18 protein-coding genes are annotated in these 17,780 nt (G+C 70.6%); 12 read left to right on the top strand and 6 right to left on the bottom strand.

Going from position 1 to position 17,780, the window contains the following annotated elements; all coding sequences use genetic code 11:
* The 5 genes from ACH34R_RS34420 to ACH34R_RS34400 all read right to left on the bottom strand — a co-directional run.
* A partial coding sequence (locus ACH34R_RS34420; protein WP_397565726.1) for a NuoI/complex I 23 kDa subunit family protein occupies positions 1–553 on the bottom strand: 553 nt, incomplete at its 3' end.
* 81 nt (positions 554–634) lie between these two features.
* Positions 635–1,588, bottom strand: coding sequence for an NADH-quinone oxidoreductase subunit NuoH (nuoH, locus tag ACH34R_RS34415; protein WP_397565725.1), 954 nt, complete (start codon positions 1,586–1,588; stop codon positions 635–637).
* On the bottom strand, positions 1,581–2,132 hold the full coding sequence (locus ACH34R_RS34410; protein ID WP_397565724.1) for an NADH-quinone oxidoreductase subunit C: 552 nt from the start codon (positions 2,130–2,132) through the stop codon (positions 1,581–1,583). The genes nuoH and ACH34R_RS34410 overlap by 8 nt, the downstream gene beginning before the upstream one ends.
* Positions 2,129–2,680, bottom strand: coding sequence for an NADH-quinone oxidoreductase subunit B (locus ACH34R_RS34405; RefSeq protein WP_397565723.1), 552 nt, complete (start codon positions 2,678–2,680; stop codon positions 2,129–2,131). The genes ACH34R_RS34410 and ACH34R_RS34405 overlap by 4 nt, the downstream gene beginning before the upstream one ends.
* Before the next feature lie 28 nt (positions 2,681–2,708).
* Positions 2,709–3,080 (bottom strand): NADH-quinone oxidoreductase subunit A, encoded by a 372-nt coding sequence (locus ACH34R_RS34400; protein ID WP_397565722.1) that lies wholly within the window; start codon positions 3,078–3,080, stop codon positions 2,709–2,711.
* A gap of 177 nt (positions 3,081–3,257) precedes the next feature.
* Between ACH34R_RS34400 and ACH34R_RS34395 the strand changes: the two genes are divergently transcribed.
* The 9 genes from ACH34R_RS34395 (at position 3,258) to ACH34R_RS34355 (ending at position 13,094) form a co-directional block, all read left to right on the top strand.
* Positions 3,258–4,871, top strand: a complete 1,614-nt coding sequence (locus ACH34R_RS34395) for a polysaccharide deacetylase family protein (protein ID WP_397565721.1) — start codon at positions 3,258–3,260, stop codon at positions 4,869–4,871.
* A 105-nt stretch (positions 4,872–4,976) separates the two neighbouring features.
* On the top strand, positions 4,977–5,066 hold the full coding sequence (locus tag ACH34R_RS34390) for a putative leader peptide (protein WP_368773533.1): 90 nt from the start codon (positions 4,977–4,979) through the stop codon (positions 5,064–5,066).
* Positions 5,067–5,360: 294 nt separating this feature from the next.
* Entirely contained in the window at positions 5,361–7,208 is a 1,848-nt protein-coding gene (locus ACH34R_RS34385) for a 2-oxoacid:acceptor oxidoreductase subunit alpha (RefSeq protein ID WP_397565720.1), read from the top strand.
* Between the two features lie 58 nt (positions 7,209–7,266).
* Positions 7,267–8,247: a 2-oxoacid:ferredoxin oxidoreductase subunit beta gene (locus tag ACH34R_RS34380; protein ID WP_397565736.1), complete on the top strand. Its 981-nt coding sequence runs from the start codon at positions 7,267–7,269 to the stop codon at positions 8,245–8,247.
* 51 nt (positions 8,248–8,298) lie between these two features.
* Entirely contained in the window at positions 8,299–9,102 is an 804-nt protein-coding gene (thiD, locus tag ACH34R_RS34375) for a bifunctional hydroxymethylpyrimidine kinase/phosphomethylpyrimidine kinase (protein WP_397565719.1), read from the top strand.
* 266 nt (positions 9,103–9,368) lie between these two features.
* Complete coding sequence (locus tag ACH34R_RS34370; RefSeq protein ID WP_397565718.1) at positions 9,369–10,319, top strand: NAD-dependent epimerase/dehydratase family protein; 951 nt, start codon at positions 9,369–9,371, stop codon at positions 10,317–10,319.
* 56 nt (positions 10,320–10,375) lie between these two features.
* Entirely contained in the window at positions 10,376–11,044 is a 669-nt protein-coding gene (locus ACH34R_RS34365) for a polysaccharide deacetylase family protein (RefSeq protein WP_397565717.1), read from the top strand.
* Positions 11,045–11,055: 11 nt separating this feature from the next.
* Entirely contained in the window at positions 11,056–12,000 is a 945-nt protein-coding gene (locus ACH34R_RS34360) for a glycosyltransferase family 2 protein (RefSeq protein WP_397565716.1), read from the top strand.
* Between the two features lie 2 nt (positions 12,001–12,002).
* Entirely contained in the window at positions 12,003–13,094 is a 1,092-nt protein-coding gene (locus ACH34R_RS34355) for a GNAT family N-acetyltransferase (protein WP_397565715.1), read from the top strand.
* On the opposite strand, the gene ACH34R_RS34350 is transcribed toward ACH34R_RS34355, so the two are convergent.
* A complete protein-coding gene (locus ACH34R_RS34350) occupies positions 13,084–14,187 on the bottom strand; it encodes an acyltransferase family protein (RefSeq protein ID WP_397565714.1) in 1,104 nt (367 codons plus the stop codon). The two genes, ACH34R_RS34355 and ACH34R_RS34350, sit on opposite strands and share 11 nt — an antisense overlap.
* Before the next feature lie 270 nt (positions 14,188–14,457).
* Here ACH34R_RS34350 and ACH34R_RS34345 point away from each other — a divergent pair, with 270 nt between their 5' ends.
* Genes ACH34R_RS34345 through ACH34R_RS34335 form a run of 3 tightly spaced genes read left to right on the top strand, consistent with a single transcriptional unit; the run spans position 14,458 to position 17,763 of the window.
* Positions 14,458–15,786 carry a nucleotide sugar dehydrogenase gene (locus tag ACH34R_RS34345; protein WP_397565713.1) on the top strand — a complete coding sequence of 443 codons (1,329 nt, stop codon included), beginning with the start codon at positions 14,458–14,460 and terminating at the stop codon, positions 15,784–15,786.
* Positions 15,776–16,996, top strand: a complete 1,221-nt coding sequence (locus ACH34R_RS34340) for a glycosyltransferase family 4 protein (RefSeq protein WP_397565712.1) — start codon at positions 15,776–15,778, stop codon at positions 16,994–16,996. The genes ACH34R_RS34345 and ACH34R_RS34340 overlap by 11 nt, the downstream gene beginning before the upstream one ends.
* Before the next feature lie 41 nt (positions 16,997–17,037).
* The gene (locus ACH34R_RS34335) at positions 17,038–17,763 is read left to right on the top strand and encodes a methyltransferase domain-containing protein (RefSeq protein WP_397565711.1); all 726 of its coding nucleotides are present in this window, start codon (positions 17,038–17,040) and stop codon (positions 17,761–17,763) included.
* Positions 17,764–17,780 lie beyond the last annotated feature (17 nt).

Raw genomic sequence — 17,780 nt, 5'->3', positions numbered from 1 at the left:
GTGGGGGCGTGGGGGGTGGGTTGGGGGTCTGGGGGCGCGGTGGGGTGGGGCGTTGGGGGCGGGAGGTGGCGGTGAGTTCTTTGGGGGGATCGGCGGTGGGGTCGTGTGGGGGTGGTGGGGGGACGGTGTCCGTCCACTCGCGCAGGCGGTCCTTTTCGTGGAGGAGGTCGCCGAGGTCGTGTTCGGCGTACTCGAACTCCGGCGACCAGAACAGCGCGTCGAACGGGCACACCTCGATGCAGATCCCGCAGTACATGCACAGCGAGAAGTCGATCGCGAAGCGATCGAGGACGTTGCGGGCCCGGGGGCGGCCGCCCTCCGGCGCGGGCAGCGTCTCCTTGTGCGAGTCGATGTAGATGCACCAGTCGGGACACTCACGGGCGCAGAGCATGCAGACCGTGCAGTTCTCCTCGACGAGGGCGATCACGCCACGGCTGCGCGGCGGCAGGTCGGGCTTCACCTCGGGGTACTGCTGAGTGACCGACCTGCTCAGCATGTGCCGCAGCGTGACGGACAGCCCTTTGGCCAGTCCTACTCCCGGTATGTGCGCCACGACTCAACATCATGGCGCACCTTGCCCCGAAGGTGAATGCCACAGCACCCGTCCGCGCGTTTTCCCCGGAAACCTTGACCGTCACACGATGAGGACTTTGACCAGGCCAGTGAGTGCGAGCTGGCCGAGCGCGACGGGGACGAGGCCGATCCAGGCCAGTTTCTGCAACTGGTCCTCGCGCAGGCGCGGGTAGCTGACCCGCAGCCAGATCACCACGAACGACAGCAGCGCCACCTTCACCAGCATCCACACCGGCCCCGGCAGCAGCGGCCCGTGCCAGCCGCCCAGGAACAGTACGGCCGTGAGGGCGGACAGGACCACGATGCCGACGTACTCGGCCAGCATGAACAGCGCGAACCGCATGCCGGTGTACTCCGTCATGTGCCCCATGATCAGCTCGGATTCGGCGATGGGCATGTCGAACGGCGGGCGGCGAAGCTCCGCCAGCCCGGCGATGAAGAAGACCACGCCGCCGGCCGCCTGCCAGGGCAGCCACCACCACTGCCAGGCGTCCACGATGCCGGACAGGGAGAGCGTGCCCGCGGCCATCGCGACGGAGGAGGCGGCGAGCACGAGCGGGAGTTCGTAGGACATGAGCTGGGCCGCCGAGCGCATGCCGCCGAGCAGGGAGTACTTGTTGCCCGAGGACCACCCGGCCATGATCGAGCCCAGCACGCCGATGCCCATCACCGCGAGCACGAAGAACAGCCCGACGTCGAGGTCGGCGGCGACCAGGCCGGGGCCGATCGGGATGGCGGCCATCACCACCAGGTAGGGGACCAGCGAGACGCCGGGGGCGAGGGCGAACACCCGGCGGTCGGCGGCCCGCGGGATGATGTCCTCCTTCTGCATGAACTTCACGCCGTCGGCGATCAACTGGGCCCAGCCGTGGAAGCCGCCCGCGTACATCGGGCCGAGGCGGGCCTGCATGTGCGCCATGACCTTGTGCTCGGCCTGGCCCACGATCAGCGGCAGCAGCAGGAACGCGACCAAGACCGACGCGATCCGGACCAGGACGTCGAGCACTTCAGCCATCGCGACCCCAATCGGGGGGAACGCCAGGGGGAAGGGTCTTGCGCCGGCTCGGCGAGCCGTGGTCGGACTCGCCGGGCTCCTTGGCTCCCGGCCACGCCTTGGCGACCCGGGCGGCCAGGACGAAGTCCTTGCGCAGCGGGTGGCCCTCGAAGCCGTCCGGAAGCAGCAGCGGCACCAGGTGGGGGTGCCCCTCGAAGATCACTCCGAACATCTCGAAGGTCTCCCGCTCGTGCCAGTTCGCGCCCCGGTAGACGCCGGTCACGCTGGGCAGGCGGGGGTCGGCGCGGGGCACGGAGGTGCGGGCCAGCAGGTGGGTACGGCCTGCGGGGGCGTAGACGTGCGCGACCACGGAGAACGCCTCGGGCGGGTCGTCCACGCCGGTCAGCCAGTCGAAGAACTCGCACCCCAGCTCGTCGCGGGCGAAGGTGAGCAGATCGGGCCACAGCTCGGCGGGCACGTCGGCGGTGGTCTCACCGAAGGACTCGGTGACCCGCACCCGCTCGCCGTACCGTTCGGCGAGGGCGCGCGCGGCGTCGTCGCTCACGATCCGGCCTCCCCGCCCTGGTGGGACCGCGACCATACGTAACGGTCGCTCAGCGTCTCACCGGCGATCTGTTCCTGGAGCTTGATGATGCCGTGCAGGAGCGCTTCGGGGCGCGGCGGGCAGCCGGGCACGTAGACGTCGACCGGGATGATCTGGTCGACGCCGTTGGTGACGGCGTAGGAGTCCCAGTACGGGCCGCCGGAGTTGGAGCACGCGCCGAAGGAGATCACGTACTTCGGGTCGGGCATCTGCTCATAGAGCCGCTTGATGGCGGGGGCCATCTTGTCGGTCACCGTGCCCGCGACGATCATCAGGTCGGCCTGCCTGGGGCCGTTGGCGAACGGGATCACGCCGAACCGGATGAAGTCGTGCCTGCTCATCGAGGTCGCGATGAACTCGATCGCGCAGCAGGCCAGCCCGAAGTTGAACACCCACAGCGAATAGCGCCGCCCCCAGTTGAGGATGAACCGCATGGGTTTGGGGGCGAGCCGCGACACCGGGCCCACGGTGGGCATCGGGGTGGGCATCGGCAGGTCCGCCTTGGCCATCGTTCTCCTTCCGTCCGGCCCGCCCGGATCAGGTCCAGGCGAGCACGCGCTTGCGCCACGCGTAGAGGATGCCGAGCGCGATGAATCCCAGGAAGAGGAACATCTCCACCAGTGTCGTCATCCCGAAGCCGGGCGCGGCGTAGACGGTAGCCCACGGGAACAGGAAGACGGCATCTACCGCGAACACCACATAAAGGTACGTGAAGACGTAGTACCGGACCTGCGACTGCGCCCAGCCCTCCCCCACGGGATCGACACCGCACTCGTAGGAGGTCAGTTTCTCAGGCGTGGGACGGCTGGGGCGGAGCATCCGGTTGGCGAACAGGGCCGCGGCGACGACTACCGCGCCGATCGCGAAGAGCACGACGATCAGCGCGTAGGAGCCGAAGTATCCGCCCATGGGCCGATCGTAACCCCGCCGCCGGGGCTTTCCCAGACGCGCCGGCGACCCACCTGCCAAGGCCGGACAGGGCCCGCCCATCGTCCGGGAACGCCGCGTAAAAGCATCCCCCCACTTCCCACCAATTCATGACAAGTGGCCACAAATCACCCGGCCGGATCCCTAGCCTCAACCACCATGCGAACCATCCGACTGGCCGGAGGAATCGCGCTCATCACCGCGATCGCGACCGGTTGCGGTGGCATGGACGTCTCCCCCGCCACCGACCCCGCAGGGGCCCCGCTGCCCTCGGACCCCACGATGATGGAGTTCGTCGACCCCGCCCGCGTGGACGGCATCGACACCCGCACGATCGCCGGCACCACCGGCAGCCGGATCCACGTCACCTACCCGAGCCTGCCCGGGGCCCCCGCCCTGACGGACCGGCTCCGCGAGGAGGTGGCCCGGCAGGTCCGCGCGTTCACCGGCAAGCGCGGCAAGACCGGTCCGACGCGGGAGTTCAATGTGGAGTGGCAGATCACCGCTCTGTCCTCCGACATGGTCGGCGTGCGGCTGCGGTCCGGGGAGTACAGCGGGCTGAGCTGGCGCAACTCCACCCGCACCCTGTGGTACCACCACGCCGGCAAGGACTCGCTCGGCTCGGCCAGGCTGCTCCGCGACCGCGAGGCGCTGTCCACCCTCGCGGGGATGGTCAAGCAGCGGCTCGCCCCGCGCTCCCCTCAGGTGAACGTGCAGGCCATCACCCCGACAGAGGCGATGTTCGACTCGATCGCCTTCAACCGGCACGGCGACCTGGTGGTGGAGTTCGACGACGGCCAGGTCGGCCCGGTCTCGCTGGGCCGGGTGGCCGTCGCGGTACCGCGCGAGGAGGCCGACCCGCTGCTGTCCGCGGCGGGCAGGCACGCCCGGCTGGCGACCGAGGAGGCGCCCAGGCGGGCCTGGGACGGGCCGCCGATGCGGGCGTTCGCCGAAGCGCCGCCCAAGGCGTTCAGCAACGAGCAGGGGACGGTGGACTGCACCCGCGTCAAGTGCGTCGCGCTGACCTTCAACGACGGCCCCGGCCGCTACACCGCCGACGTGCTGGCCGTGCTGGCCCGGCACGGGGCCAGAGCCACGTTCTTCACACTGGGCGCCAACGCCGCGGCCCAGCCGGAGGATCTGCGGCGGATGCGGGACGACGGTCATCTCGTCGCGAACCACTCCTGGTCTCACCGCAACCTCAGCTCACTGGGCACCCCGACGCTCTCGGAGCAGCTCAGCCGTACCCAGAGCGCGGTGGCGTCGGTGGTCGGCCAGGTGCCGACGCTGATGCGCCCGCCGTACGGGTCGATGGGGCCGGAGGTGAGCAGGGTGGCCGAGAAGATGGGGCTGAGCGTGGTGAAGTGGAACGTGGACACCCGCGACCTGCGCGACCGGGACAGCCGGGCGATCGAGCGCCGCGCGGTCGCCGGGGCCGCACCGGGGGCGATCGTCCTCATGCACGACGTCTACCGGCCGACACTGGACGCCCTGCCCGGCATTCTCACCGAACTCGGAAAGCGTGGATACAACTTCGTCACCGTGCCGGAATTGGACGGGCTGGATGCGATGGAGCCGGGACGGACTTACTATGCGGGCAGGACCGTGTCACCAGGCGCCGAGCCCGGTGTGAGCGGCCGGCCGCGGGAGGCGAGCCTTCTCCGGCGGGCGCTCGTGCCCGGCGAAGCGCCGCTCGGTGAACAGCACCACGAGCACCATCCAGAAATGCCAGAGGTCACAACTTCCCACTCAGGGGGGCACCGGTCGGCATAACGGGGGAATTACGGGAGCATAACGGGGTGTGGGCGGCTGATGGCGTACGGCAAGGCACCGGTCCAGTCGCCGCCCATCGCCACAGGGGTCATATAGTTAGGGCTCGTGACCCGAACCGTCCTTTTCGCTCGCCTGCACGTGGACCTGTGCCGGCTCGCGTCGGGGCTGTGTCGCGGCTACTTTCCGCGGTCGTGACAGCTCCGGCGATCCAAAACCCGCCACGATCCGCACAAAACGCACCGACGGCCCTGTTCCGTCATGCGCCACGCCCGAGCGGGACGCCCCCGGGGTTCGCCCCCGCCACGCGCCCGGAGCACGCAAGTTCCGCCCGCTAGCCCCGGGTCAGCGGGCCCGGAGAATCTGCGACGTACGTCACACTCTCCGAGAGTGGTACGCGAACGAGATACGCGCCATCCCAAGGGATCTAGCATGGAACCGAAGAACATGCCACAACCAGCGGCGCCCCTGCGCGTCGAGGAGGACTGAGCTGTGACCAAGCAGGTTCAGCAACTCGACCGCGTGATCATCCGGTTCGCCGGTGACTCGGGCGACGGCATGCAGTTGACGGGCGACCGTTTCACCGCAGAGACCGCGGAGTTCGGCAACGACCTGTCCACGCTGCCCAACTTCCCGGCCGAGATCCGCGCCCCCGCAGGCACGCTGCCCGGAGTCTCCAGCTTCCAACTTCACTTCGCCGACCACGACATCCTCACCCCGGGCGACGCCCCCAACGTCCTCGTCGCGATGAACCCGGCGGCGCTCAAGGCCAACCTGGGCGATCTGCCCAAGGGCGCCGACATCATCGTCAACACCGACGAGTTCACCAAGCGCAACCTGGCCAAGGTCGGCTACGCGGCGAGCCCGCTGGACGACGACTCGCTGGCCGAGTGGCGCGTGCACGCCGTACCGCTCACGTCCCTGACGGTCGGCGCGCTCGAGGGCTTCGACATGTCCAAGAAGGACGCCGAGCGGGCCAAGAACATGTTCGCCCTCGGCCTGCTGTCCTGGCTGTACCACCGGCCCACCGAGGCGACCATCCAGTTCCTGGAGACCAAGTTCGCCAAGAAGCCGGTCATCGCCAAGGCCAACATCGCGGCCTTCCAGGCGGGCTGGAACTACGGCGAGACCACCGAGTCGTTCTCGGTCTCCTACGAGGTCAAGCCGGCCAAGCTCGAACCGGGCGTCTACCGCAACATCTCCGGCAACCAGGCCCTCGCCTACGGGCTGGTCGCCGGCTCGGTGCAGTCGGGGCTGCCGCTCTTCCTCGGGTCCTACCCGATCACGCCGGCCTCCGACATCCTGCACGAGCTGTCCAGGCACAAGGACTTCGGGGTGCGCACCTTCCAGGCCGAAGACGAGATCGCCGGCGTGGGCGCCGCGCTCGGCGCGGCGTTCGGCGGGGCGCTCGGCGTGACCACGACCAGCGGCCCGGGCGTGGTGCTGAAGGGCGAGACGGTCGGCCTCGCGGTCACCACGGAGCTGCCCCTCATCCTGGTCGACGTGCAGCGCGCCGGCCCGAGCACCGGCATGCCGACCAAGACCGAGCAGGCCGACCTGCTGATGGCGATGTTCGGCAGGAACGGCGAGTCGCCGGTGCCGATCGTGGCCGCCGCCACCCCGAGCGACTGCTTCCACGCGGCCATCGAGGCGACCCGGATCGCGGTGACCTACCGCACGCCGGTGATCCTGCTGTCCGACGGCTACCTGGCCAACGGCTCCGAGCCGTGGCGGATCCCCGAGGTCGCCGCGCTGCCGGTCATCACCCCCGGCTTCGCGACCGCCCCCAACGGCGACGACGGCGAGACCTTCCACCCCTTCAGGCGCGACCCGCAGACCCTGGCCAGGCCGTGGGCGGTGCCCGGCACCGCGGGCCTGGAGCACCGCATCGGCGGCATCGAGAAGGCCGACGTCACGGGCAACATCTCCTACGACCCCGGCAACCACGACACGATGGTCCGGCTGCGTCAGTCGAAGATCGACGGCATCGACGTGCCCGACCTCGAAGTCGACGACCCCGACGGCGACGCCCGCGTGCTGGTGCTGGGCTGGGGCTCGACGTACGGCCCGATCGCCGCCGCGGCCCGCAGGGTACGGCGGGCGGGCGGCAAGGTCGCCCAGGCACATCTGCGGCATCTCAACCCGCTGCCCAAGAACACCGGCGAGGTCCTCAAGTCCTACGACAAGGTGCTCCTGCCGGAGATCAACCTCGGCCAGCTCGCGCTGCTGCTGCGCGCCCGGTTCCTGGTCGATGTCATCAGCTACAACCGAGTGCGCGGCCTGCCGTTCAAGGCGGAGGAGCTGGCGGGAGTGATCCAGGACGTGATCGACAGTGAGTGAGACCACCCTCAACGGCCGCGGGCTGGCGCTGGTGCCCCGGACCGACGCCAAGCAGACCATGAAGGACTACAAGTCCGACCAGGAGGTCCGCTGGTGCCCCGGCTGCGGTGACTACGCCATCCTGGCCGCGGTGCAGAGCTTCGTGCCGGAGCTGGGGCTGCGGCGGGAGAACATGGTGTTCGTCTCGGGCATCGGGTGCTCCTCCCGCTTCCCCTACTACATGAACACCTACGGGTTCCACTCGATCCACGGCCGCGCGCCCGCGATCGCCACGGGCCTGGCCGCCTCGCGGCCCGACCTCAGCGTGTGGGTGATCACCGGTGACGGTGACGCGCTGTCGATCGGCGGCAACCACCTGATCCACGCGCTGCGCCGCAACATCAACCTCAACATCCTGCTGTTCAACAACAGGATCTACGGTCTGACCAAGGGCCAGTACAGCCCGACCTCGGAGGTCGGCAAGATCACCAAGTCCACGCCGATGGGGTCGCTGGACAAGCCGTTCAACCCGATCTCCCTGGCCGTCGGCGCGGAGGCGTCGTTCGTGGCGCGGACCATCGACTCCGACCGCAAGCACCTGCACTCGGTGCTGCGCGAGGCGGCGAGCCACCGCGGCACCTCGCTGGTGGAGATCTACCAGAACTGCAACATCTACAACGACAACGCCTTCGAGCAGCTCAAGGACCCTGGGCTGCGCGACGACATCACGCTGCGCCTGGAGCACGGGCAGCCGATCGTGAGCGCGTCCAAGGCGGTGCGCCGGGCCCCCGGCGGCGGGCTGGAGGTCGTGGACCGCGCCTCGGTGCCGGAGTCGGAGATCCTGGTCCACGACGCCCACCATCCCGACCCGTCGGTGGCGTTCGCGCTGTCCAGGCTGGACGAGCCGGCTTTCGAGCACGTTCCGATCGGGGTCTTCCGCAGCGTGGACCGGCCCTCCTACGACCAGCTCATGAGCGAGCAGTTGGAGCAGGCGCAGGCCGGCGGGCGGGGCGACCTGCACAAGCTGCTGCACGGCGGAGACACCTGGCGGATCGGCTAGCCAAAGCGGATCGGCCGGCGAAGCCAGATCGGCCCGCGAGAGAGGATTCCCGTGACCGGCATTCCGAAGGTGCTGTCCATCGCAGGCACCGACCCGAGCGGCGGTGCGGGCATCCAGGCCGACCTGAAGGCGTTCTCCGCGCTCGGCGCGTACGGCATGACGGTGGTGACCGCGCTCGTCGCGCAGACCACCACCGGCGTGCGCGCCATCCATGAGGTGCCCGCCGAGTTCGTCACCCAGCAGCTCGACACGCTGCTGACCGACGTTCCGGCGGACGCCGTGAAGATCGGCATGCTGAGCGACGCCCGGGTGACCCGGGCGGTCGCCTCGGCGCTGCGGACCTACCGTCCGCCGTACGTCGTGCTCGACCCGGTGATGGTGGCCAAGAGCGGCGACCGGCTGCTCGCCGTCGAGGCGGTGGCCTCGCTGCGCGATGAGCTGCTGCCGCTGGCCGACCTGATCACCCCCAACCTGCCCGAGGCCGCCGACCTGCTCGGCGAGCCGGAGGCCAAGACCCTCGACGAGATGCGCGACCAGGCCCGGCGGCTGCTCGGGCTGGGCGTGCGGCGGGTGCTGCTCAAGGGCGGCCACCTGGACGGCGAGGAGTGCGTGGACCTCCTGCTGACCGGCGAGGAGGAGATCGAGCTGACCGCGCCGCGGGTGCCGACCCGCAACACGCACGGCACCGGCTGCACGCTGTCGTCGGCGATCGCCGCGCTGCGTCCGCGCCACGAGGGGTGGCCGGACGCGGTCCGCGCGGCGAAGGACTACCTGACCGGCGCGCTGCGCGCGGCCGACACGCTCGCGGTCGGGCACGGCCGCGGGCCGGTCCACCATTTCCACGCCATCTGGTGACCTGAATCGCCATCTGGTGACCTGAAAAGGCTTCATATCTGAGAAAGAATTCCACGCATTATCTATTTTCGGACGTGGAATTTCGATGATCTCGCCCGACCCTCCGGAGAAAGCGTGCAGGCCGTCCGGATGAGGTCACTACATCGGCGCTGACCTGGGTAAACGAATCGATACACCCGAATTCAAGCCGATTCCTGTTCCACCGCCCCAACTACCCGACTAATGTGAGTGCGTTCGCCGATGCCGAATCCGTGAGGAGGATCCGGATGGCCCCCGTCGAGGGACCATGGGACTGGTACGGCAAGCGGGCGCTCGTCACCGGCGCCACCGGCTTCATCGGAGACCGCCTGGTCGCCAGGCTGGCCGCGCTGGACGCCGAGGTACACGCTGTCAGCCGCAGGCCGCAGGCGCAGGCGGCTGGAGAGGTCTGGCACACCGCCGACCTCACCGATCCGGAGGCCGCGGGCAACCTGATCAGGGCCGCGCGCCCCGATGTGCTGTTCCACCTGGCCAGCGAGGTCACCGGCACCAGAGACCACAACGCGGTGCTGCCCACCATGCACGCCAACCTGGCCGCCGCGGTCAACCTGATGTCCGCGGTCGCCGGGGCCGGGACGGGGACCAGGGTGGTGCTCGCGGGGTCGGTCGAGGAGGCCCGGGAGGGCGACGCGGTGCCGTGCTCGCCGTACGCGGCGGCCAAGTGGGCCGCCACCGGTTACGCGCGGATGTTCCACGGGCTGTGGGACGTCCCGGTGACCGTGCTCCGGGTGGCCATGGTCTACGGGCCGGGCAGGGACGAGCCGCGGCGGCTGGTGCCGTACGTGACCCGGGCGCTGTTGCAAGGCCGCGACCCGGAGCTGTCCAGCGGCACCCGGATGATCGACTGGGTCTATGTGGACGACGTGGCGGACGCGTTCGTCGCGGCGGCGTCCGCAGAGAAGGCCGCCGGGCAGGTCTTCGACATCGGCTCCGGCCGGCGGGTGTCGATCAGGGAGACCGTCGAGCGGATCACGCGGATCATCGGCGGGGCGGGCCGGCCGAGGTTCGGCGCGCTGCCGGACCGCCCGCTGGACAACCCCCAGATCGCCGACGTCGCCGCCGCCGCCGAAGTGCTCGGCTGGCGTCCGGTCACGCCGCTGGCGGAGGGTCTGCGGGCCACCGTGGCGTGGTACGCGGACCGTTCCAGATCGGACGGCCTGCCACCCGATGACGTGTAACGCCGGACGCCGCACAGCCCGATATGACGGTGAGCCGGGGATGCGAGGGTGGGGAAATGGCGGGTTCGATCGTCAACATCACGGTGCACGGAATCGGTCCCGTCGTACGCGAGCTGGATCCCGGGGAGGATCACGTCTGGGTCGAGGTGGAGCAGTTCGAGCGCATGCTCGACGCGGCCGTCGGCCGCGGCGACGTGCGGATCACCTTCGATGACGGCAACGCCTCCGACGTCGAGATCGCCCTGCCCAGGCTGCTCGAACGCGGGCTGACCGCGGAGTTCTTCGTGTGCGCGGGCCTGCTCGGCGAGCCCGGCAGAGTGGACGCGGACGGCGTGCGCGAGCTGACCGCGGCGGGCATGCGGATCGGGTCGCACGGCTGGTCGCACCGCGACTGGCGGCTCCTGAGCCCCGAGGACGTCGAGCGGGAGATGATCGAGGCCGGGCGGGTGCTGGCCGGCCTGGTCGGGCACCCGGTGTCGCGGGTGGCCGTCCCGTTCGGTTCCTACGACCGTCACGTGCTGCGCAGGATGCGCGATGCGAAGATCACCCGCGCCTACACCAGCGACGGCGGGCGGGCCAGGCCCGGTACCTGGCTCCAGACCCGCACCAGCATCGGCCCCGACCTCGACCAGGACTGGCTCGACCGGGTGCTCAACGGCACCCCATCGGTGTACGGCCGCGCCCGCGGGAGCGCGGCGCGCGCCTTCAAGCGGTTACGAGGCTGAGGGAGGAGGCCATGTCCGAGCATGTGGCAACGGATCACGAGGGCCCGCGGATCGCCGTGGTCATCGTGACCTACAACAGCGCCGCCGTCATCGGCGACTGCCTGGCGTCGCTGCCGGCCGGCGCCCGGGACGCGCGGCTCACCAGCGTGGTGGTCGCCGACAACGCCTCCGCCGACGACTCGGTCGCCATCGCCGAACGGGCGGCCGGCGAGGGCCTGCCGGTCCGCGTCGTGCAGGTCGGCAGGAACGCCGGGTACGCCGCGGCGATCAACGCCGGCGTGGCGGCGCTCGACCTCGGCGCGCTCGACGCCGTGATGGTGCTCAACCCGGACTGCCGGGTGCGCCCCGGCACGCTGACCACCCTGGCGCAGGCCCTCGGCCCGGCCGGGCGCGGGATCACCGCCCCCAAGCTGGTCAACCCGGACGGCTCGCTGCAACACTCGCTGCACCGCACCCCGGCGATCTTCAGAGCGCTGGTCACCGGGCTGATCGGCGGCGGCCGGGCGGGCCGGATCGGCACGCTCGGCGAGATGTCCACCGACCCGCGCGACTACGACGGGCCGCAGGGCGCGGTGTGGCCGTGGGCGACCGGCGCGGCGATGATGATCTCGGTGCGGACGCTGCGCGAGGTCGGCCCGTGGGACGAGTCGTTCTTCCTCTACAGCGAGGAGACCGAGTACGCCCTGCGCGCCGCCGACAAGGGCTGGACGCTCTGGTACGAGCCGTCGGCGGTGGTCGAGCACATCGGCGGCGACTCCGGGACCAGCCCGGCGCTGGCCGCGCTGCTGGTGGTCAACAAGGTGCGGCTGTTCCGCAAACGGCGCGGGGCGCTGCCCGCGGTGCCCTACTACCTGGCGGTGATCCTCGGGGAGTCGCTGCGGGCCGTGGCGGGCCGGCGTACCTCCCGGGCCAGCGTCGCGGCGCTGCTGCGGCCCTCACGCGTCCGCATGCCCTAGCCATGGCCCCAGACGGGAGCACGACCCTGACCACCCTGCGAACGGTCCGCTACGACGCCCTGGGAGCCGAGGAACTGGACGCCTGGCACGCGATCCGGGCCGCCGACCCCCGGCTCGACAGTCCCTGCTTCCATCCGGAGTTCGCCGCCGCCGTCCATGCCACCGGCAACGAGGTGCTGGTGGCGGTCGGCCGCGACGCGGCCGGGCGGGTCCGCGGGCTGCTGCCCCACCATAGGGAACGTTCCCTGATCCGGCCGGTGGGCTGGCCGGGCGCCGACTTTCAGGGGCCGATCGCCGAGCCGGGCTTCGCGTTCCCGGTCGCCGGGCTGCTGGCGGGCGGCGTGCGGCAGTACGCCTTCGACCACCTGCGGGACGGCCTGGCCGGGCTGGAGGAGTTCGAGCCGTGGGTGGAGTCGCGGATGGTGTCGCCGTACGTCGACACGACCGGCGGGCTCGACGGCTACCTGGGCAGGGCCTCGCGCAGCGGCAAGGACAAGATGGCCGAGGCGCGGCGGGGCACCAACAAGGCCGGGCGCGAACTCGGGCCGGTCCGCTTCGAGGCGCAGGCGGTGGACGAGGAGTCCCTGGCGCGGGTGATCGACCGCAAGCGCGAGCAGTACGCCGCGACCGGGGTGCGCGACTACTTCGCGATGCCGGGCCGCCGCGAGCTGATCACCCGGCTGCTGCACACCAGCGGGCCGGGCTTCTCCGGGATGCTGTCCACGGTCCACGCCGGGCCGCACCTGCTGGCCGCGCACTTCGGGATGCGCTCGGGTGGCGTGCTGCACTGGTGGTTCCCGGTCTACGACCCGGCCTTCGGCACCCTGTCGCCGGGCTGGATCCTGCTGCGCGAGGTGCTGGCCGCCGCTCCTGAGCTGGGGCTGACCCGCATCGACCTCGGGCGCGGCGACGACGACTACAAGCGGCGGGCCAAGACCGGCGAGTACACGGTGAGCCAGGGCATGGTGACCAAGGGCGCGACCGGCCGGCTGGTACGGCGGGCGGGCCTCGCGGTTCAGGCGGCGGTGAAGCGCTCGCCGCTGGCCCCGGCGCTGCGCCGGGCGGTACGCTCGCTGCGCTCCATCAGCCGGTGAGGCGGGGGCGGCCCAGCCGTCGTTCCAGCGGGCGCTCGACCAGCCGGTAGAGGGCCCACGACCCGAGCAGGGTGAGCGCCAGCATCGCCAGCATGCCCGCCACCTCCAGCGACGGCGGCAGGTCGTCTCCCACGGCCCACACGACCAGCCGGATGACGCCCTGGTGCACCAGGTAGAAGGCGAACGACACCTCGCCGAGCCAGACCAGCGCCCGGCGGCGCAGCACGGACCGGCTCCCCCGCACATCGGACACCGCCGCGGCGGCGATCAGCACCGCGTACGGGCCGGTCATCCACGCCACCCACTTCCACGCCTCGGGGGCGTAGGGCACCGCGACGTACGCGACCAGCACCAGTGCGACGGACGGCACCAGTCCCGGACCGCGCCAGCGGCCCTCGCGCACCATCCGCGCCAGGACCATGCCGAGCGCGAACTCCATCGCCCGGGGAATCGGGAAGATCCACACCAGCCAGTAGCCGATGCCCACCGGCAGCACCAGGGTGACCAGCGGCATCAGCCACACCCCGGCCAGCAACAGGGCGGCCACCGCCCACAGCCGGCCCGGCGCGATGCGCTTGACCAGCGGCAGTAGCAGCGGGAACGCCGCGTAGAAGGCCATCTCACAAGAAAGCGACCAGGCGGGGGTGTTGACCGCGAAGAAGTAGTCGATGTCGGGAATCCACGCCTGCGTCAGGAACAAGCCGGCCACCGCGGGGCCGGGGGAGATCTGCTCGCGCGCCAGCAGGAGCAGCGCGAGCGTGCCGGCCCAGGTGACCACGTGGTTGGGCAGGACGCGGGCGGCGCGCCGCCGCCAGAAGGTGACCGCCGGCATTCCCTCGCGGGCCGACCAGGTCAGCACCATCCCCGACAGAATAAAGAAAAACGGCACACCCGACGCGCCCGCCCCGAATAGCACAGAGAGGAAGCGGTCGATCACTTGATCGTCGGAAAGCCCGCTGTGGTGTACGTGAAAACCGAAGACAACAAATGCCGCAAACCACCGCAATCCGGTCAATGACGGGAGCCTGACCGGCACCTGTCCCGCCGGGGCGGTGCCCGTAACCTGCGGTGATCCGGTACGACCCTCAGTCATCAGACCCTCAAGCGATGAACGTCCAGCACGAATGGGGAGCCGATCGCCCGCGAGACCGGATACCGGGCTAAATCCTACTATCAGGGCTTACAATGCTAGACCCACATCCCGGGATGCGGCGGCCGTCGCGGCCCCGGCAAACCCTTTCCATCCCCGGCGTAACGACCCGTCACGCTGCGGCGATATATGCGGTGGAGTCGGGGGAACACCGGATATTTCACCTCCCGCTCCGCGGCGGAGTCCGCGAGCTATGGAGGGGCTGGTTTCAGCGTGCGGATCAGCGTTTTCGGTCTGGGCTATGTGGGGTCGGTGTCCGCCGCGTGCCTGGCGGCGCGCGGTCACCAGGTCATCGGCATCGACGCCAACCCGGAAAAGGTCGCCCTCATCGCGAGCGGCAGGGCCCCCGTGGTCGAGGAGCGGATCGGTGAGCTGACCGCCGAGGTGGTACGTTCCAGAGCGCTGCGGGCGACGACCGACGTGACCGAGGCCATCGCGGCGTCGGACGTCTCGCTCATCTGCGTGGGCACGCCGTCCGCGCCCAACGGGAGCCTGTCCACGCTCTACCTGGAGCGGGTGGCCGAGCAGATCGGCCGGACGCTGGCCGCGCGGGCACCGGGCGAGCCGCGGCACACGGTGGTGTTCCGCAGCACCATGCTCCCGGGCACCTGCGAGGAACTACTGGTGCCGATCCTGTCCAAGGCGTCGCAGCTCACCCCCGGCATCGACTTCGGCGTGGCGGTGAACCCCGAGTTCCTGCGGGAGGGCACGAGCGTCCGCGACTTCTACGAGCCGCCCAAGACCGTGATCGGCGAGCTGGACGAGGAGAGCGGCGACACCGTCGCCGCGCTGTACGAGGGGTTACCCGGTGAGGTGTTCCGGGTGCCGGTCTCCGTCGCGGAGATGACGAAGTACGTGGACAACACGTTCCACGCGGTGAAGATCGGGTTCGCCAACGAGATCGGCGCCGTCTGCCGCGCCCTCGGCCTGGACTCCCACCAGGTCATGGACGTCTTCCTGGCCGACCGCAAGCTCAACATCAGCCCGGCCTACCTGCGCCCCGGGTTCGCCTTCGGCGGCTCGTGCCTGCCCAAGGACCTGCGCGGCCTGGTCTACGCGGCCCGCCGGGCCGATGTCGCGGTACCGATGCTGTCCAACGTGCTGCCCTCCAACGAGGAGCACCTGCGCCGCGCGTTCGAGCTGATCGCCTCCTACGGCAGGCGCAGGATCGGCCTGTTCGGCCTCTCCTTCAAGCCCGGCACCGACGACCTGCGCGAAAGCCCGCTGGTCGAGCTGGCCGAACGCCTCCTCGGCAAGGGCTACGACCTGCGGATCTACGACGCCAACGTCTCCCTGTCCCGGCTGATGGGCGCCAACCGCGCCTACATCGAAGCCCGGCTCCCCCACCTGGGCGAGCTGCTGACCAGCTCCGCCACCGACGTCATGGACCACGCGGAGATCTGCGTGGCCGGCTGCGCGGACGCCGACGTGCTGACCGCCCTGGACAAGGCCGCCCCGGACCAGGTGATCATCGATCTCGTACGCCTCCCCGACGCCGCCGCGCGCCGGGCCCGACCTGGGTATGTGGGACTTGGCTGGTAAGGCGTCCTCGCTCGGCAAGGTCCTCATTCTGGTCGAGAACCTCTCGGTGCCCTTCGACCGGCGCGTCTGGCAGGAGAGCCTGGCGCTGCGCGACGCGGGCTGGGAGGTCCACGTCATCTGCCCGCAGGGCACCAAGCGGGACACCGAGCCGGAGGCCGAGATCGACGGGGTGCGGATCCACCGCTACCCGCTGCGCGCCGCGACCGGCGGCCCGCTGGGTTACCTGCGGGAGTACGGGGCGGCGCTGTGGCACACCCGCAGGCTCGCCCGCCGCGTCGGGCGCGTGGACGTCGTACACGCCTGCAACCCGCCCGACCTGTTCTTCCTGCTGGCCGGAGGGCTGCGGCGGCGCGGCGCGAAGTTCGTCTTCGACCAGCACGACCTGGTGCCCGAGCTGTACCTGTCCCGCTTCAACCGCGGCAAGGACCTCCTCTACCGCGTGGTGTGCTTCCTGGAACGCCGGACGTACCGGGCCGCCGACGTGGTGATCGCCACCAACGAGAGCTACCGCCAGGTCGCCCTGACCCGCGGCGGCAAGCGGCCCGAGCAGGTCTTCGTGGTGCGCAGCGCGCCCGCTGTGGAGCGTTTCAGGCAGGTGCCGCAGGAGCCCGGCCTGCGCAAGGGCAAGCCGTACCTGCTGTGCTACCTGGGCGTGATGGGACCGCAGGACGGCGTGGACTACGCGCTGCGGGCGCTGGCCAGGCTGCGCGACGAGGTGGGCAGGGACGACTGGCACGCGGTCTTCGTCGGCGCGGGCGACACCTTCGACGACATGGTGGCGCTGGCCCGGCGGCTGGGGCTGGCCGAGCAGGTGGAGTTCACCGGGCGCATCCCCGACGAGGACCTGCTGCGCTACCTGTCCACCGCCGACGTGTGCCTGTCGCCCGACCCGTTCAACCCGCTCAACGACGTCTCCACCATGAACAAGGTCATGGAGTACATGGCGATGGCCCGGCCGATGGTCTCCTTCGAGCTGCGCGAGGCCAGGGTGTCGGCGGGCGAGGCGGCGCTGTACGCGCCCGGCAACGACGAGCTGGAGTTCGCCAAGCTGGTCGCCAGGCTGCTGGACGATCCGGACGAGCGGGCCAGGATGGGCGCGATCGGCCGGGAGCGGGTCGCCGGCCCGCTGTCGTGGGAGCGGTCGCGGGAGGCGCTGATCGCGGCCTACCAGGCCGCCATGGGCGGGGCCGGGCAGACCCGGCCCGAGTGACCTTCCGGCCCGCGCGGCCGGAGCAGAAGAAAGGGGAGGGCATGACGGTCCTGCTGGAAGCCGTCGCCGTCGTCGACATCGCCGCGGAGTGCGCGGGCACGGAATCGGTCGGGCTGCTGGCGGCCCGCCGTCCGTGGACCTGGCTCCGCCGGACCGCCGCCAAGCTGCTGTTCGAGTGGCGGTACGGCGTGCACACCTCCGAGTTCGTCCACCTGGAAGAACTCGGGCTCGCCCACAAGGACCGCGCCTACTACTCGCCCGCCAACTGGATGACGCTGCGCCGCACGCTGGCCAGACACGAGGTGGGCCCGGACGACGTCTTCCTCGACCTGGGCTCGGGGATGGGCCGCATGGTCCTGGAGGCGGCGGCCGGGTACCGGTTCAAAACGGTGATCGGTGTCGAGTTGTCCCGGCACCTGAACGAGATCGCCCGCGCCAACCTCAAGAGCACCCGGGTCCGGCTGCGCTGCGGCGATGTCCGGCTGGTCACCTCCGACGCGCTGGACTACGCGATCCCCGACGACGTGAACACGGTGTTCATGAACAACCCGTTCGGCGGCGAGGTGTTCAGCAGGGTGATCGACAACCTGATCGAGTCGGTGGACCGCCGGCCGCGCCGGGTGCGGCTGATCTACTTCAACCCCGTGGAGGAGGCCCGCCTGCTGGCCACCGGGAGGTTCCGCCCGGTGCGCACGGTGGCGCGCGGGCGCGGCAAGCCGGAGGTGTTCGGGTCGACGCGGGTCTACCTGCTGGAGCCCCGTGCGTGACCGCACCGGGCGGGCCG

Origin of the sequence: Spongiactinospora sp. 9N601 (genome assembly GCF_044326295.1) — a bacterium.
GTDB classification, from domain to species: domain Bacteria; phylum Actinomycetota; class Actinomycetes; order Streptosporangiales; family Streptosporangiaceae; genus Spongiactinospora; species Spongiactinospora gelatinilytica.
This window is presented reverse-complemented; position numbering and strand designations above follow the sequence as displayed.